The organism is Rhodococcus sp. P4_F3_2 (genome assembly GCF_056401335.1).
Genome location: NZ_JBFUJN010000001.1, coordinates 96,137 through 111,624, shown reverse-complemented (window position 1 = coordinate 111,624; position 15,488 = coordinate 96,137). Strand labels below are relative to the sequence as shown.

Below are 15,488 nucleotides of genomic sequence, written 5' to 3'. Positions count from 1 at the left end.
CCAGGCTTCGCCTGCGATTCTCTGAAAGTTTGACCGAGTCGATCCCGATCACAACCGGTAGTCGAGGGCCGAGCCTCGAACCACACCGACCTTGACTCCGATGTAACCGCCGAGTGCACCCCCGGCCGCGATCAGGATCCAGAACGCCGGCGGAATCAGAGCCTCGGACCCGTCGATCTCGGAGAACGCGGAATAGCCGGCGATCAACGCACCGAACAGCACAGGCAGTATCAGCAGTGCGGCAAAGAAAGTCACCCACACCGATACGAAGCGGCCCTTCCACCGGGCAAACTCGTGCAGAACCGTCAGAACAACCAGGAAGACACCACTACCGGTCAAGACGGCCGCCAGAACTGCAAACCCGAAAGCTGAAATCAGTTCCGACTCCACCTGAATCCCCCTGTACGTCAATCACCTGCACACTCAGCCCCGACTGCGATGCGACGAGTCTATTCACGACGGACGACGTCTGTTGGCAACTCGAGTCGCTCGTCTGCCGGAAAGACATCCTGCTGACGCCTATGCTTGGAAAATGACCGAACCCGACATCAAGCCCAGAAGTCGTGACGTCACCGACGGACTCGAAAAGACCGCAGCGCGCGGCATGTTGCGTGCAGTAGGAATGGGTGACGACGACTGGGTCAAGTCGCAGATCGGCGTCGCCTCGTCCTGGAACGAGATCACACCGTGCAACCTGTCCCTCGATCGCCTGGCCAAGGCCGTCAAGGAAGGTGTCCGGGAGGCCGGTGGATTCCCCCTCGAATTCGGCACCATCTCCGTTTCCGACGGCATTTCGATGGGTCACGAGGGCATGCACTTCTCCCTCGTCTCCCGTGAAGTGATCGCGGACAGCGTCGAGACCGTCATGCAGGCCGAGCGCCTCGACGGATCGGTTCTTCTCGCCGGCTGCGACAAGTCGTTGCCCGGCATGATGATGGCGGCGGCCCGCCTCGACCTCGCCAGCGTGTTCCTCTACGCCGGTTCCACCCTCCCCGGCGTCGCCAAACTTTCCGACGGCAGCGAGCGGGAAGTCACCGTCATCGACGCGTTCGAGGCTGTGGGCGCCTGCTCGCGCGGACTGATGAGCCGCGCCGACGTCGACACCATCGAACGGGCGATCTGCCCGGGCGAAGGCGCGTGCGGCGGCATGTACACCGCAAACACGATGGCCAGCGCCGCCGAGGCCATGGGAATGTCGCTGCCCGGCAGCGCTTCACCGCCCGCGCCGGACCGTCGCCGCGACGGATTCGCCCGCGAGAGCGGCAAAGCCGTTGTCGAACTCCTTCGTCGGGGCATCACCGCCAGGGACATCCTCACCAAGGAAGCGTTCGAGAACGCCATCGCGGTGGTCATGGCGTTCGGCGGATCCACCAATGCGGTGCTCCATCTCCTCGCGATCGCGCACGAAGCGTACGTCCCGCTGACGCTCGACGATTTCGCCCGCGTCGGCGCGAAGGTCCCGCACCTCGCCGACGTCAAGCCCTTCGGAAAGCACGTCATGACGGACGTCGACCGTATCGGCGGCGTCCCCGTCATCATGAAGGCATTGCTCGACGCGGGACTCATGCACGGAGATTGCCTGACCGTCACCGGCAAGACTGTTGCGGAGAACCTGGCGCACATCACCCCGCCCGATCCGGACGGTAAGGTCCTGCGGGCGATGAACAAGCCGATTCACCCGACCGGAGGCATCACGATCCTGAAGGGCTCGCTCGCTCCCGGCGGCGCGGTGGTCAAATCGGCAGGATTCGAGTCTGATGTATTCGTCGGCACTGCACGGGTTTTCGAACGTGAACGTGCCGCAATGGACGCGCTCGAAGACGGGACCATCACTGGTGGCGACGTCGTCGTCATCCGCTACGAGGGCCCGAAGGGCGGTCCCGGAATGCGTGAGATGCTGGCCATCACGGGCGCGATCAAGGGTGCGGGTCTCGGCAAGGACGTCCTGCTGCTGACGGACGGACGATTCTCGGGCGGCACCACCGGCCTGTGTGTCGGACACGTTGCGCCCGAGGCCGTCGACGGCGGTCCCATCGCGTTCGTTCGCGACGGCGACCAGATCCGGCTCGACGTGGGTACCGGACAACTCGAGTTGTTGGTCGACGACTCCGAATTGGAAGCCCGCAAGAAGGGCTGGGAGCCGTTGCCGCCTCGCTACACACGTGGTGTGTTGGCCAAGTACTCCAAGCTCGTGGGATCAGCCTCGGGTGGAGCAGTGTGCGGCTGATCCCAGCTCGCAGCTAGATGGGCCGGTACCCGGCGCCGACGCCTCCGTGGGCATTGATCGTGTCCACGATGGAGGTCATGTTGGTGCCGAGTTCCGGCCCCAGGCACGGTACCCAGAGGTAGGCGTTGACCATCGCGACCAGCGTCGTGCCGACCGTGACCGGGGCTCCCGAATCACCGTGGTCGACGCAGATCTGAGTCCAGGTGGATGCGTCGGCGCTCAGGTCTCCCCAGACGACGCCGCAGGTGGTGCCCGTCGTACGGCCTTCCTTGCAGGCTGTAGCCGGGAAGCTGGCCGGAGCGCCGATCGAGGTGATGGTTGCCGCGCCCACCGTTCGAACTGGCGTGACCTTGCCCGGATCGAACTGGATGACCCCGTAGTCCAGGTCCGGGTTCGACTCGACGAACGTGCCGACCACGCCTGCGTCCTCGTTGCTTTCCGGGATCACGAACGATCCAGGACCACCGCAGTGACCTGCGGTGATACCCACGAGTCTGCCGCCGTTGTCGTGCCCGATAGTGGTCAACGTGCAGACCAGCTGATTGTCGATGATGATGCCCGAACCACCACCCATGGGCGTGGGTGCAGCAACCGCGTTGCTGCTGACGATGAACCCGAGTCCGAGTGCCAAGACCAACGCTGCCAGAGCCGAAACAATTCGCTGCAACATCACAATCTCTCCGCCGGTAATCTCCCCGCTGCAAAAAACGCATACCCCGGAAAGTGCGGACCTACGCAGCGTTTCTAGTCGGTAGCTCCGAGCGCTTCGAGCATCTTGCGTGCCTCCTCGAGCTGGCGACTCAACTCGTCGACTCGCGCTGCAGCCATGTCCCGTGCAGCGACGATGATGGACTCGACAGCTTCGATGGCGGTGGGCTCACCCAACTCGCGGACAGCTCGCTCGACTGCATCGGGTGCGACCGGAACTGCTTTGCCCGGACGCTTGGCGCCCTGTGTGACCGTCACGCTCCAGTCGTTGTCCGCGCCCGCATGGATGGTGACGCTGATGCCGGCCGGCAGTTTCTTCGCACGCTTGACGGCCGGACGAGGTGTCGCGGCAGGGGCAGCAGTGGTAGTCGGTACCGGAGCGGGTGCAGGCTGCGCACGCGGCTTCGGTCGAACAGGCTCTACGAGTGGCTCCATCAGGGGCTCGGACTCCACAACTGGTTTGGGCCGTGGCGCCGGTTTGGCCGGTGCCGCGGAGACGCGGTTGATGCGCAATTCCTCTGCCTCGAAAGGCAATTCGTCGTTCACGCCCTTGGGGCGAATCATCACGGTGTTGCCGTCCACCGACACGACTTTCGCCGAGGTACCGGCTTCGATCCCCAGGCTGGGAGTCGCCTCGCGCAGATAGACGGTGGCGCGCTTGCCTTCGGCGACAGCCGTGGCGAGCGCTGCCAGATTGTCCGCAGTGAGGTGATCCGGCGTTGATGCGGCAGCGCCGGAACGTCTACGGGGTGGCATGCGCAGGTCCTTTCAGAAGTATCTCGTGCATTTCAGTATCGACAGTGCTTTTCTCGGGGCAACTCTTGCACAAGCCACCGACGTGTTGACTCTCACCGCCCGCCTGGGCCCGAGGATCCGTAGGCGGTTCGGCCAATTCAGTACTGTTCTCGGGGCACCGCGTGGAAGATGGTGGACAGAAATTCGTTGCGGCAAGAAGGAGCACGGTGAGCAGTTCGGAGTCAGAGTGGATCGACGAGGTCACCGAACCCGCCCCTGCTGAATCTAACGCTGCTGAATCTAACGCTGCTGAATCTCACGCTGCTGAGCCGATCGACGTCGATGCTCATCTGCTCAGCCGGATTCAAGCCGACATCGAGGAGTCCCTCCTCGGCGGACCGCGCTGCTTCACACAGTCGCAGATCGCGGAATTCGCCGGGGTGACACGCGAGCGCGCCGATCGTCTGTGGGTGGCGATGGGCTTTGCCGTCGACGAGGATCCCGACGCGGTCATGTTCACGCAGCAAGACGCCGACGCCCTCAAGACCATCACCGACATGGTCAATCGAGGCGTCATCTCACAGAACAGTGAGGTGGCAGCTGCCCGTTCTCTCGGACAGTCGATGTCGAGGTTGGCGGAGTGGCAGGTATCGCTGATCAGCACACACATCATCGATCAGCTTGCGGACTCGGTGGATCACGAACCCGACGCCATCAGAAATGTCGTTCTGAGCCTCGGCGCCGAGATCATTCCCGCTGTCGAATCTCTGCAGACGTACGTATGGAAGCGTCACGTCGCGTCGTCGACGGGCCGCAACGTGGGAAACCCGGGCGAAGAAGTCGCGAGTCGTGTTCTGGTGGTGGGTTTCGCCGACATCGTCGGGTACACCTCGCTGACTCGCGGACTCGACTCCGCCGAACTCAACGATCTGCTCGAGCGGTTCGAGTCCGCGTCCACCGAAATCATCGGACGCAACTACGGCTGGGTGGTCAAGACCGTCGGTGACGAGGTCATGTTTGCCGCCGAGAGTCCTCATCACGCCGCCGAGATCGCCTTGCAGATCCAGCAGGCGGTCCTCGCCGATCACGACGATCCACAGCTTCGGGTAGGCCTGGCCATGGGTCCGACGTTGGTTCGCTTCGGAGATCTCTACGGTTCGGTGGTCAACAAGGCCGCGCGCCTGACCAGCTCCGCTCGCCCCGGCACCGTGCTGATCGACTCCGAGCTGGCCACCCAGCTCGGCTCGGACGCCAATTTCAAACTGCGACACCTTCGTCCGCGACGAGTGCGCGGCATCGACCGCCTCGAGCAGTACGTGCTACGACGCAATCTGGAGCCGTGAGCTGTCAGCTCGACACTCCGCGTGCAGCCAGAAAATCGTCCACGATCTGCTCACACGCGGCCTCCCCGAGAGGCGTCAGCGTGGCCAGCTTGGTGAGCACCAAAGGTCCGACCAACTGAGCAAGTGCGACGTCGTAGTCGTACTCCCCCAACGCTTCGATCGCATCCGGCGAGCGCAGGATCCGATCGAACGCGTGACGGTACTGCTCGAAGACCGTCTGGCGCAACGATCGCAATTCGGGCTTGTCCGTCGACAGGGCGTCGACGCTCGAGTAACCCTTCAGCTCCGGCCCCAAGCCGAGCCAGCACATGGCCGTCACCTGGATCGGTGCGCTTTCGATGGCCTTGGCCTGACTGGTCAACAACTCGAGCAATTGCGCGCGGAGGTCACCTTCCCCGGACATCTCGGGCACCGGCGGTAAGAGGCGAGCAAATGCCGCGGCGAGTAACTCCGTGCCGCTGTCGAAATGCCGATACAACGTCGCACGTGCGACGTTGGCCAATTTGGTGACGGCATCGATCGTCACCGCGTCCACGCCGCCTTCTGCCAGCAGCTTGGTCGCCGCGTCGAGCAACCTGGACCTGGAACGCTGTTTACGCGGATCCTCGTCGCTGACCTGCTTGTCGATTTCCTGCTTGTCGATTCCCGCCGTCACAACCTCAGTTATACCCACTTGGGGGTTGTGGAACTGCTGTTCTTGTAACGATACTGATGGTCTTGTTTCTATCGGGAGGTTTCGTGAGTAGCGATACGACGCTCGAACAGTCCACGTGGACCATCCGACAGATCTGGATGCTGACGGTCGCGTGCTGCGCCGTCGCGCTGGTCGTCGCAGCGATGGCCGCTCTCAACACGGCCCTTCCCGACTTGGCCCGCGATACCGGTGCAACACAGAGCCAGCTCACGTGGATCGTGGACGGGTACACGCTCACGCTGGCTTGTCTCTTGTTGCCGGCGGGCGCACTCGGCGATCGATACGGTCGACGAGAACTGCTCATGTTCGGACTACTCGTTTTTGCTGCCGGCTCGTCGATTCCGGTCTTCGCGGACGAACCGTCGTGGATCATCGTCTCCCGCGTGATCTCCGGCGTCGGCGCCGCATTTGTCATGCCGGCGACGCTGTCTCTACTCACTGCAGGTTTCCCGCCGGCGCAGCGTGCCCGTGCCGTCGGAGTCTGGTCCGGCGTCGCAGGGTCCGGTGCAATCGCCGGACTCGTCGTCTCCGGGCTACTCCTCGAAAAATGGTCCTGGCATTCGATTTTCGTCAGCCTGGCCGTCGTCTCGGTCCTCATCCTCGTGGTGTCGTTCACGATCGTGACGTCGAAGGACACGGAGGCAACTCCACTCGATCTACCTGGTACAGCGCTGATCGCCGGCTCGATCGGACTGTTCGTCCTGGGGATGATCGAGGCGCCGGCCCGTGGTTGGCTCGATCCGGTAGTTCTCGCGTTGCTGGTCGGCGGAATTGCCATGGCCGCGGTATTCAGCTGGGTCGAATTACGTACTCGCCATCCACTTCTGGACGTGAGACTGTTCGCCAATCGCGCATTCGGCAGCGGCGCAGCGTCACTGACCCTGCAATTCCTGGCGACTTTCGGCTTGTTCTTCCTGATCGTGCAGTATCTCCAACTGGTGCTCGACTACTCCCCACTGCAATCGGCGCTCGCCCTCATGCCGATCGCTGTGCCGGTGATGGCGTTGTCCGTGGTTGCGCCCCTACTGATTCCGCGTATCGGCCTTCGCGCTCTCACCGCCACCGGTGTTGCCTTCCTCGGAACCGGAATTGCACTCTTGACGCGCTTGGACGCCAGTTCGACCTATGCCGAAGTCTGTGTCCCCTTGGTAGTAGCCGCTATCGGATTGGGCTTGTCGACAACCCCCGCCACTGCTGCGATCGTCTCCAACGCACCAGACTCCAAACAGGGTGTTGCCTCAGCAGTCAACGACGCAACCCGTGAGATCGGCTCTGCCATCGGCATTGCACTGGCGGGAAGTATCCTCGCCGCCGGCTATGGCAATCACGTCCAGCCCGCGGTCGACTTGCTGCCCGAACCCGCCAAGGAACCGGTATCCGGTTCTCTGGCCGCCGCTCTCCATGTCGCCGAAGCAGCCGGGCCGCAGGGTGCCCAGTTGGCCGAATTCGCCCGTGAAGCCTTCATCAAAGGCATGGATCAAGGAGCACTCACGCTCGCCGCGATCATGTGGGTATCCGCGATCGTTCTGGGATTCTGGGCTCCGGGTCGTCAGCGAGACTGACCGCCTCGTCGGTATGCCGGGGCCTTGGTCGTCTGCTCCGATTGCAGAGTCTGCAGTAAGGGCATCGACCGGAGCGGCACCACAACCGAGAGAACCATGACGCTGGTCGACCGGGTGGCTATCCCCGACCGATTCAGTTCGAGCAGCGTCGCTTGCAAATCCTCGTGCGACGCAGCGGCAATCCGGCACAGCACGTCGCCGGAGCCTGTGGTGGCAAAGGCTTCGAGCACACCGGGGATTGCCTCGAGTTCCGCGGTGACGGTGTCGAGCGCCCCCTGGGCGATCTGCAAAGTCACGAATGCTTGTACTCCGAAACCCGCTGCAGCCAAATTGATGTGTGGCGCGTATCCGGCGATGACGCCCGCATCTTCCATCCTTTTCAATCTCGCCTGCACTGTCGCCCGCGCCACCTTGACCTGACGCGAAAGCTCCAACGCACCGGCCCTCGGGTGCTTGTTCATCGCGTCCAACAGAGCCAGATCCACTGCGTCGAGATTCACGTCTGCTCCACTCGTCGTTCAACTATGCAAATTGCCTACAAAACAGTGCCACCATCTTCGCATTCCGGCGCTGTGTCTACTTTCAACTACCTCCGTTGACTACCCAACCTCTGAAGGACTTATCTGTTTGTACTGGCAGTGCCGAACATAACTCGAGCACCGCGCTGTGTACATCGCACTCAGAGGGGACTCATCATGACCGTCGAACAGACTCTCACCGACGACGAACAGCTGGCCGGCCTGGATCTGGAGCAATTGCGCCAGTTGGTCGGCTTGGTCGAGTACGACAGCGATCACGATCCCTTCCCCGTGAGCGGTTGGGACGGCCTCGAATGGATCGTCGGAAATGCCACGCAGACTTCACATTTCTTCCAGTCCGCGTTCGGCATGGAATTGGTGGCCTATTCAGGCCCGTCGACGGGAAACCGCGACCACCACGCGTTTGTACTCAAGAGTGGGGCGGTGCGGTTTGTCGTCAAGGGCGCTGTGGATCCGGCAAGTCCGCTGATCGAACATCACAGCCGTCACGGCGACGGTATCCGCGACATCGCGCTCAGCGTCCCTGACGTGGACAAGTGCATCGCACACGCCATCACCCAAGGCGCGACGGTGTTGAGCGAACCGCACGACATCACCGACGAGCACGGCACCGTTCGCCTGGCCAGCATCGCGACGTACGGCGAGACTCGGCACACCCTCGTCGACCGTTCCCGCTACACCGGCCCTTACCTTCCCGGATACGTTGAACGGACGTCGTCGTACCGCAAGCGTGACGGCGCGCCCAAGCGAATCTTTCAGGCCCTCGACCACGTCGTCGGCAATGTCGAACTCGGCAAGATGGACCAGTGGGTCGACTTCTACAACCGGGTCATGGGATTCACCAACATGGCCGAGTTCGTGGGCGGCGACATAGCCACCGACTACTCCGCGCTGATGAGCAAGGTCGTCTCGAGCGGCAATCACCGAGTCAAGTTCCCACTCAACGAACCTGCCATCGCGAAGAAGCGGTCACAGATCGACGAGTACCTCGAGTTCTACCAAGGTCCCGRCGCTCAGCATCTCGCGCTTGCGACCAACGACATCCTCGGAGCAGTCGATGCTCTGGTCGACGAAGGAATCGAGTTTCTCTCTACTCCTGCTTCGTATTACGAGGATCCCGAATTGCGCGCGCGTATCGGAGAGGTTCGAGTTCCGATCGAGGAATTGCAGAAGCGAGGCATCCTCGTCGACCGCGACGAGGACGGCTATCTTCTTCAGATCTTCACCAAGCCGATCGGAGATCGTCCCACCGTGTTCTTCGAGATCATCGAACGCCACGGCTCACTGGGATTCGGACTGGGAAACTTCAAAGCCCTGTTCGAAGCGATCGAGCGTGAGCAGGCCGCGCGGGGCAACTTCTGAGGTAGGTCAGCTGTTTTCGGTCCACGCCCAGACCACCGCGGGTCGCCCGGTGGCACTGACCCGGACTCGTTCGTCCGTACGTTCCAGCCCTGGCAACGCTTTGAGCGTCCGGTTCAAGTTGCCCGGGTCCGGACGCACACCGGAAAGCTCCTCCGCCACGGCCAGCGCGTACGACGCCGGAAACGACGGACCCAGTAGTGCCCGCGTGAAAGCCTGATCTCGCCACAACAGGGTGTCAGCAAGGATCGGGCGGGTATCGGCGACTATCCGATTGTGGTCGAACGCAAGGTCCCCCGGGTTGTCCCAGCTCACCCATTCGGCCGAACCCGGCACCTCGTCCGACGAGATCACTGCCCACATGGTCACCGAGAGCGTCGGACCGCGGGGGTCGCGATTGGGTTCGTCGAACACGGTCAATTGACCGCTGACGAGGATCTTCTCGTCGGGAATTCCGAGCTTGGTGGTCACGGCTCGCCTGGCGGCCTCCTGCAGCCGCTCACCGGCGCCCAGCAGTACACCGGGCAGCGCCAACTGCCCGGTGTACGGCTCCGCTCGCCGCGGAGTGACGGCAAATCGCAACATCCCGGGTTCCGGATTGCCGAACCGGAGCGCGATGACATCGATCGAGACAAGTGACTGGTCCACACCGTCCATCATGCAGGCACTGGGCATCGCACCTGACGATCGACCCGGTCGGCACCGTTCGCGGTCAGCACTACCGGCGCACCCATTTCCTCGCTCAGATACCGGGCGAAATCCTCCGGGTCGGCCGGAAGTTCCTTCGGCACGACCCCTACGGCTTTCAGGGAATCTGTCAGCGCCTGCTGGTGATCGAGATCCTTCCACTCTCCGACGGGAACGAACGGCAATCCTTCGTACGCGTGCACCCCGTGGATCGGGATGCCTGCAGCCCGCGCGCGATCCATCGCGTCGAGATGAGTAAGCGCTAAGCCGTCGACGCCACCGCTCACCTCGATTGCGTAGTGCAACAACAACTCGTCGAAGTGGCCCGTCCGGAATCCGCCTTGATACTCACCCGTCCCGTTGTGCAGCTCGGGCAACACCTTCGCCAGCTCCGGATCCTCCGTCGGGAACGGCCCAGCTCCGTGTCGTGTCATGTACGTGCGGGTGACGCCGAGTACGTAACTGTCCCGGCCCAACTCGTCGATCATCGCTCGCGCGTTGGACGGCTCGACCGTCGACCACGTGGTGTGTGGGTGAAACCCCCGCCATTCGTCGAGAAGGACACCTTGTGCCCCCTCGAACACCAGACGACCACCGGCACCCAACGCGCCCAGCGCATCCGGGTCGGAGATGTCCACGACGGCACCGAATTCCGCGTACATGTCGACCATGTCGTCGATCGGCGGAAAACCGTGGCGACTCTCCGCGATCAACGGTCCGTAGAATGTGGCCAACGCCGACAACTTACGACGCAAGGACTCAGGTCGCCGGCAGTCTCCCACCGTCGGCGCATCGGCAACTTCGAGCGCATACGCCGCGGTCTCACCGATCCCCTTGCCACACGAGCCGTGTCGGTTACCGCCGCGAGCATCCTCACGGGCCCTGTTGGCGGCCACGTGGATCGGTGTCGTCAACAGTGCGCGCGCGTCGATCCGTATCAGGTCGAACGGATTTCGAACTCCGAGCGCTTCCAGTGCACGTGCTTCCCGTGCGAGCGCGATGGGTTCGACCAACACGAATCTCGAGAGAAACGTCGGGACGCCGGACAGCGTTCCCGAGCCGAACTGCGAAAACGTGTGGTGGCGCTCGCCGACCGTCACGTTGTGCGCTGCCTGTGCCCCACCGTTGAAGCCGACCACTGCGGCCACATTCAGATCGGCTCGATCGGAGCAAAGCCAATCGACGGTTGCTCCCTTCCCTGCATCTCCGAACCCGAGGTCTACGACGACGATATCGCGGTCTTCGAACGGCTCCATCATGTTCTCCTTCTAGGCGAAATCGACATCGTCCGTGCCGGTTCCGAGATCGCGGGGCAACCCGGCCACCGTCGCGGTGCTGCGCCCTGGAATCAGGGCGAGAGCCTTGCCGACAGTCTCGGCTTCAGCTCTTGAACCGATGTCGCGGAGATCCGCCAGTCCGTCACGCAGGTCGATGCGGTCCTCGCCGATTCCGACCGTCAGCGCGATCAGTTCGCACACCGCGGCGGGATCGTCGAGTTTGACGAAGCGTTCACCGAGCAACGTCTTCCAGTGATCCGCGATTTCCGGATCGTTGAAGTACGACGACTGATCCGGCAGAACGAAGTAGACGTTCCATCTTTCTTCGAGTTCACGGTAGATCGACGGCACCGACACGTCCTGACGTACCTTGTCCCCGATCACCGAACGGATGTGACGAGCCGAGAGCCGCGGCTTGTTCAGCTCGTCGCCGATGATGAAGAGGTAGCCTTTCCTTCCGCGCTTCTCCCAGGCATCCGTACTGGTGTGGCGCGCCATGAAATACGCTGCCAATTCATAGCTTTCCGACTTCTGACCACCACCGTTGCCCTCGAGGAAGATGGTCCGAAGCTGCTCGTCCATCGCGTTTCCCGACTCGAACTGGCCGACTTGTAGTGGCACCTGATCGGAATCGGCGTCGCCGATACCACCGAACAGGATCTGCGGATCATCCGCATATCCCTTGCGTTGCAGCAGCCCGTGCAGCTTTCCGAGCTTGTCCTGCATGATTCGAGGAACAGCGCCCATCGAGCCGGTGACATCGAAAAGCACTGCTATCGGGAGAGAATCGGGGTGCCCGTCCGAGTCTCGGCATTCACGCTTGTCGACGCCGAAGGGGTCGAGGGTCGGGTCCGCTTTCCAACTGCTTCGCGGACGCGACCGAAGCGAATCGGTGTAACCGAAATCGTCGACACCGCGTGCGGCACGAAAAGTCTTGCCCGCCAAATAGGTGTTGTCGTCCCAGTATCCGTAGCCCATGACAATCACTGTCCTTTCGTGGATGGAACGGCGAACGGACGAAATGTCCGCTGGCCATAGAGAAGATCGAGGAGTTCGTCGAACTCGCCAAGTAGGTCGACCGCGTCGGGACGCAATCTCGGGTTGTCCTGCATGCAGCCGTCGGCAAACGCCTTCATCCGTTCGTGGGCCTGCTCGCCCAGCATTCGGAGCATCAAATGATGAGCCATGTAGACGTCCCAGGCCGGAGACGCTCCTTCGCCGAGTTCCGGTGGGTACGAATCACGATCGGAACCGATCGTCGCCACCGGGCGGCTGCCCGTACGGGTGGCAAAGGACCAGCCGGCCAGCACCACCCCGTGCCGATCAGGCTCGATCAGCACGTTCTCCGCGGTAATCGCGGTGTGCACCCAACCAGTCGCATGCGCTGCTGCCAGAGCCCGAAGTAGCCGTCGGTGCATCCACGCCCAGTCCCGTGGATCGAGGCCACCTGGATACGCCTCACGGACGTCGGCGAGACTCACAAAACCTTCGGTCAGATCGTCCAACACATCGATCTGACGTCTCGTGCCGCTGCCCACATGGGTGATTCGATCGATCAATCGCGGGAAGTACGAGACTGCCCAACCGGCTTCGCACGAATTCTCGATGTCCGTCAACACATTCCGTTCGGCCTCGATCATCGAGTTCGCCCGAGGGTTTCGCGGAATCTTCAGTACGACGGCGGCATCGGACCGGTACAGGTTAGCGACCGAGCCGCGCGCTACCAGTCCACCCAACGTGTACTCGCCCCGCTCGCCGACATAAACGGGTCGAGAATCTGCCGGTTCGAACTCCGCTGCCCAACTGCGGTAAAGCTCGTTCAACCGAGATGTTGCGGCCGAGTATCGCACCCGATCTTCGGGCTTCGCCCGGTCCGGATGGATGGCGGAGGCGAGCCGATGAAAACGACGCTTTGCAGCGCGACGGGTGTCGAGATCGCTGGAGTCTCCCCCGAACACATCGGCCGAAACTCGTGCCGCCTCGACGATTTCAAGTGTCGTGCTGATCGTTTTCATGGTTTTAGTCTAACTGACTAAAAGAAAGACGGCAAGAATGCGCATTTCATCCGAGTACATGCGCATCACATCAGGACACGGCAATCACCTGGCGGCACCGAGGGCTGAAACAGCTTTGCGTAGCTCGATCACTGCCGGACTGCTGTCACCCTCGCGGGTACACAGATCGATCGAACACTGCTCGATGTCGGAAATGCGCACGAAACTGATATCCGAGCGGGTGTAGTACTCGGCAATGGTTGCTGCCGTTATCACCACCGCCCGACCGTTGGCGACAACCTCGAGTGCTTCGTCCATCGTGCGGACCGAGGGACCGTACCGGACGGGTACACCACTCGGGCGCGGGTCCACCGACCACCATTTCACCCATTCGGGTGGTGCGCCGTCACTCGAAACCTGCACAGTCCCATCTATTTCAGAAATCTCGATGCTCGCGCGACCCGCCAGTTGGTGCCCTCGAGGCAGAGCCACCACCCGCGGTTCGACGCCTATCCGTTCGAGCACCACACCGTCGAGCACCGGCAGTGGCGGTCGCACGAATGCCGCGTCGACGGTCGCGCTCGCCACCGCCGAAACCTGTTGGGACCAATCCAACTGGACGAGCTCCACCTCCGCGTGCAACGAATCGATCACCGCACGCCCCAAACTCCCGGCAGCCCCGTTGATGAATCCGATCCGCAACCGCCTGGCCCGCCGACGCTCGAGTGCGTCGAGACCGTTCATCGCGCGAACGGCAAACTCGAGAGCGGGCCGCGCATCCGCGACGAACACCTCACCCGCGGCGGTGAGCACCACCGGATGCGAACTGCGATCGACCAACTCGACTCCCACCTGCTCCTCGAGTCGTCGAATCTGCTGACTGAGGGCGGGCGCGGTGACGAACAGCCGGTCTGCCGCTCGCCCGAAGTGCCCTTCCGCCACGACGACGAGCAACGAGGACACCAACCGCAGATTCAGATCTTCGCCTCTTCTCGCCTTCTTCATTACCGTCCATTCGGTTGTTTTCGGCCCGCCGCTCGACTTAAAGTGACGACCATCACGGTATCTGAACAGCGGAGTTAAGCAAACTGGCAATTCTCGAACAAAGATCTACATGTACAGCGAATGCCTCGCCAGGTCACAGTTGTCGCAGATCCGGACAGCCCGCCGAATCCGCGAAACCAGGAGATGTGATGAGCAAGTACGAGCACGAATTCGTCCACATGATGGATGGCGTCGAAAAGCAATTGGAAACCATCGACAATCCGCGGCACCAGAAGATCCTCCGTAACTACCGACGCCACGCCTTGCTCGAGGTCTCCGGTCGCTACAAGGAAATCCTCTCGCCGGACATGACCGTCGAAGAACCCGTCTACCGGTTGTTCGAAGACGGTCAGTCGATTGTCCTCGACGGCATCGACGCCGTCACCAACTTCTACCAGTCACTCGCCGAGACGGACACCCTTGTCATGTGGACCGGGAAGTCCGACTTCGCGGTATCGGACAGCGGGTTCTCGGGTGAGACACTCTTCAGTCAATTCGTTCCTGGATCGATCCTCGGAGACGGGGTGTTCGGCGCGGTGCACGAATCGGGCGGATCCACGTCCGCAGCCCCTGAACAGTCGTCGGGCATCGACTCCGACGGTTGGTATCTCGTACGTCGGACCTTGGCATTCGTCTGGCCGTACGACGAGCAGGGTCGACTCATCGGTGAGCACGTCTACGAAGATTCTGCTTCGAAAGTCGTCACCAAGGTGGATCCGAGCGAGGTCATCACGGCAGCGCGCGCAGCCGAACTGCTTGCCCCACTGCTCGAAACGCACCTGCCGTGAGCGCGCCCGTAGCCATTGTCACGGGCGCAGCGGCCGGGTTGGGCGCCGCTATTGCCGAGCGGCTTGCCGAGGACTTCGGCACCCTGCTTCTACTCGACATCGAAGAGGCTGCACTCGCCGACACCGCAGCACGCCTGGAAAGCCTTGGCGTCGATCGGTGCCCGCTTGGGCGGTGACATGCTCGCGCTCTACGGGCCGTCGAAGGCCGCCGTGATCGAGATGAGTCACAGCGTCGCCCGGATCGGCGCGACTCGAGGGCTCCGTTCGAACACGGTCATGCCCGGGCTGATCCTCACCGACATGTGGCTGCGAACCATCAAGGAACTGCGTCGGCGTGATGCTGCACTAGCGGGCATTTCCGATGCTGATGTCTTCGATTCTTTTGTTGCCCAAATGGTTCCGATGGGTCGAGCCCAGACGCCCGGAGACATCGCCGAGATGGTCGCGTTCTTGCTCAGCGACAAGGCTCGCAACGTCACCGGGCAGACGATTGCCGTCGACGGCGGCGCCGTGATGACCTGATCGGGTCGA

At 62.3% G+C, this 15,488-nt stretch carries 17 protein-coding genes; 7 read left to right on the top strand and 10 right to left on the bottom strand.

Annotated elements, in window-relative coordinates:
- Positions 1–48: 48 nt before the first annotated feature.
- Positions 49–390, bottom strand: coding sequence for a hypothetical protein (locus tag AC1DWA_RS00555; protein WP_477845669.1), 342 nt, complete (start codon positions 388–390; stop codon positions 49–51).
- Positions 391–532: 142 nt separating this feature from the next.
- Between AC1DWA_RS00555 and ilvD the strand changes: the two genes are divergently transcribed.
- Complete coding sequence (ilvD, locus tag AC1DWA_RS00550) at positions 533–2,227, top strand: dihydroxy-acid dehydratase (protein WP_003940201.1); 1,695 nt, start codon at positions 533–535, stop codon at positions 2,225–2,227.
- 13 nt (positions 2,228–2,240) lie between these two features.
- Here ilvD and AC1DWA_RS00545 read toward each other — a convergent pair whose 3' ends face one another.
- The gene (locus AC1DWA_RS00545) at positions 2,241–2,897 is read right to left on the bottom strand and encodes a S1 family peptidase (protein WP_007732621.1); all 657 of its coding nucleotides are present in this window, start codon (positions 2,895–2,897) and stop codon (positions 2,241–2,243) included.
- A 74-nt stretch (positions 2,898–2,971) separates the two neighbouring features.
- Positions 2,972–3,691 (bottom strand): DUF6319 family protein, encoded by a 720-nt coding sequence (locus AC1DWA_RS00540; RefSeq protein WP_003940205.1) that lies wholly within the window; start codon positions 3,689–3,691, stop codon positions 2,972–2,974.
- A 206-nt stretch (positions 3,692–3,897) separates the two neighbouring features.
- On the opposite strand from AC1DWA_RS00540, the gene AC1DWA_RS00535 reads away from it, so the two are divergent.
- Entirely contained in the window at positions 3,898–5,013 is a 1,116-nt protein-coding gene (locus AC1DWA_RS00535; protein WP_477845668.1) for an adenylate/guanylate cyclase domain-containing protein, read from the top strand.
- 4 nt (positions 5,014–5,017) lie between these two features.
- Here the strand turns inward: AC1DWA_RS00535 and AC1DWA_RS00530 are convergent, their stop codons facing one another.
- Complete coding sequence (locus AC1DWA_RS00530; protein WP_019745284.1) at positions 5,018–5,668, bottom strand: TetR/AcrR family transcriptional regulator; 651 nt, start codon at positions 5,666–5,668, stop codon at positions 5,018–5,020.
- Between the two features lie 56 nt (positions 5,669–5,724).
- Here AC1DWA_RS00530 and AC1DWA_RS00525 point away from each other — a divergent pair, with 56 nt between their 5' ends.
- Positions 5,725–7,269, top strand: a complete 1,545-nt coding sequence (locus AC1DWA_RS00525) for an MFS transporter (RefSeq protein ID WP_477845667.1) — start codon at positions 5,725–5,727, stop codon at positions 7,267–7,269.
- On the opposite strand, the gene AC1DWA_RS00520 is transcribed toward AC1DWA_RS00525, so the two are convergent.
- Positions 7,257–7,769, bottom strand: coding sequence for an Lrp/AsnC family transcriptional regulator (locus AC1DWA_RS00520; RefSeq protein WP_003939810.1), 513 nt, complete (start codon positions 7,767–7,769; stop codon positions 7,257–7,259). The genes AC1DWA_RS00525 and AC1DWA_RS00520 overlap by 13 nt on opposite strands.
- Positions 7,770–7,964: 195 nt before the next feature.
- Here AC1DWA_RS00520 and hppD point away from each other — a divergent pair, with 195 nt between their 5' ends.
- Positions 7,965–9,170, top strand: coding sequence for a 4-hydroxyphenylpyruvate dioxygenase (gene hppD, locus AC1DWA_RS00515; protein ID WP_477916430.1), 1,206 nt, complete (start codon positions 7,965–7,967; stop codon positions 9,168–9,170).
- Positions 9,171–9,176: 6 nt separating this feature from the next.
- Here the strand turns inward: hppD and AC1DWA_RS00510 are convergent, their stop codons facing one another.
- The 5 genes from AC1DWA_RS00510 to AC1DWA_RS00490 all read right to left on the bottom strand — a co-directional run bounded on the left by AC1DWA_RS00510 (position 9,177) and on the right by AC1DWA_RS00490 (position 14,130).
- A complete protein-coding gene (locus tag AC1DWA_RS00510) occupies positions 9,177–9,827 on the bottom strand; it encodes an NUDIX hydrolase (RefSeq protein WP_070795673.1) in 651 nt (216 codons plus the stop codon).
- Complete coding sequence (locus tag AC1DWA_RS00505; protein ID WP_477845665.1) at positions 9,824–11,113, bottom strand: adenylosuccinate synthetase; 1,290 nt, start codon at positions 11,111–11,113, stop codon at positions 9,824–9,826. The genes AC1DWA_RS00510 and AC1DWA_RS00505 overlap by 4 nt, the downstream gene beginning before the upstream one ends.
- A gap of 9 nt (positions 11,114–11,122) precedes the next feature.
- Positions 11,123–12,109: a hypothetical protein gene (locus AC1DWA_RS00500; protein ID WP_020970783.1), complete on the bottom strand. Its 987-nt coding sequence runs from the start codon at positions 12,107–12,109 to the stop codon at positions 11,123–11,125.
- A gap of 5 nt (positions 12,110–12,114) precedes the next feature.
- Entirely contained in the window at positions 12,115–13,146 is a 1,032-nt protein-coding gene (locus AC1DWA_RS00495) for a hypothetical protein (protein WP_477845664.1), read from the bottom strand.
- 84 nt (positions 13,147–13,230) lie between these two features.
- Positions 13,231–14,130, bottom strand: a complete 900-nt coding sequence (locus tag AC1DWA_RS00490) for a LysR family transcriptional regulator (RefSeq protein ID WP_020970785.1) — start codon at positions 14,128–14,130, stop codon at positions 13,231–13,233.
- A gap of 188 nt (positions 14,131–14,318) precedes the next feature.
- Here AC1DWA_RS00490 and AC1DWA_RS00485 point away from each other — a divergent pair, with 188 nt between their 5' ends.
- From AC1DWA_RS00485 to AC1DWA_RS00475, 3 genes are read left to right on the top strand one after another with little or no spacing between them, the layout of a single operon-like run.
- A complete protein-coding gene (locus AC1DWA_RS00485; RefSeq protein WP_020970786.1) occupies positions 14,319–14,957 on the top strand; it encodes a hypothetical protein in 639 nt (212 codons plus the stop codon).
- Complete coding sequence (locus AC1DWA_RS00480; protein ID WP_020909129.1) at positions 14,954–15,133, top strand: SDR family NAD(P)-dependent oxidoreductase; 180 nt, start codon at positions 14,954–14,956, stop codon at positions 15,131–15,133. The genes AC1DWA_RS00485 and AC1DWA_RS00480 overlap by 4 nt, the downstream gene beginning before the upstream one ends.
- The gene (locus tag AC1DWA_RS00475) at positions 15,102–15,479 is read left to right on the top strand and encodes an SDR family NAD(P)-dependent oxidoreductase (RefSeq protein WP_477916429.1); all 378 of its coding nucleotides are present in this window, start codon (positions 15,102–15,104) and stop codon (positions 15,477–15,479) included. Before AC1DWA_RS00480 ends, AC1DWA_RS00475 begins: the two co-directional genes overlap by 32 nt.
- Positions 15,480–15,488 lie beyond the last annotated feature (9 nt).

Coding starts and splice junctions, on each gene's coding strand:
- ilvD (WP_003940201.1), top strand. CDS start 533: ATGACCGAACCCGACATCAAGCCCAGAAGTCGTGACGTCACCGACGGA.
- AC1DWA_RS00545 (WP_007732621.1), bottom strand. CDS start 2,897: ATGTTGCAGCGAATTGTTTCGGCTCTGGCAGCGTTGGTCTTGGCACTC.
- AC1DWA_RS00540 (WP_003940205.1), bottom strand. CDS start 3,691: ATGCCACCCCGTAGACGTTCCGGCGCTGCCGCATCAACGCCGGATCAC.
- AC1DWA_RS00525 (WP_477845667.1), top strand. CDS start 5,725: ATGGTCTTGTTTCTATCGGGAGGTTTCGTGAGTAGCGATACGACGCTC.
- AC1DWA_RS00510 (WP_070795673.1), bottom strand. CDS start 9,827: ATGATGGACGGTGTGGACCAGTCACTTGTCTCGATCGATGTCATCGCG.
- AC1DWA_RS00505 (WP_477845665.1), bottom strand. CDS start 11,113: ATGATGGAGCCGTTCGAAGACCGCGATATCGTCGTCGTAGACCTCGGG.
- AC1DWA_RS00500 (WP_020970783.1), bottom strand. CDS start 12,109: ATGGGCTACGGATACTGGGACGACAACACCTATTTGGCGGGCAAGACT.
- AC1DWA_RS00495 (WP_477845664.1), bottom strand. CDS start 13,146: ATGAAAACGATCAGCACGACACTTGAAATCGTCGAGGCGGCACGAGTT.
- AC1DWA_RS00490 (WP_020970785.1), bottom strand. CDS start 14,130: ATGAAGAAGGCGAGAAGAGGCGAAGATCTGAATCTGCGGTTGGTGTCC.
- AC1DWA_RS00485 (WP_020970786.1), top strand. CDS start 14,319: ATGAGCAAGTACGAGCACGAATTCGTCCACATGATGGATGGCGTCGAA.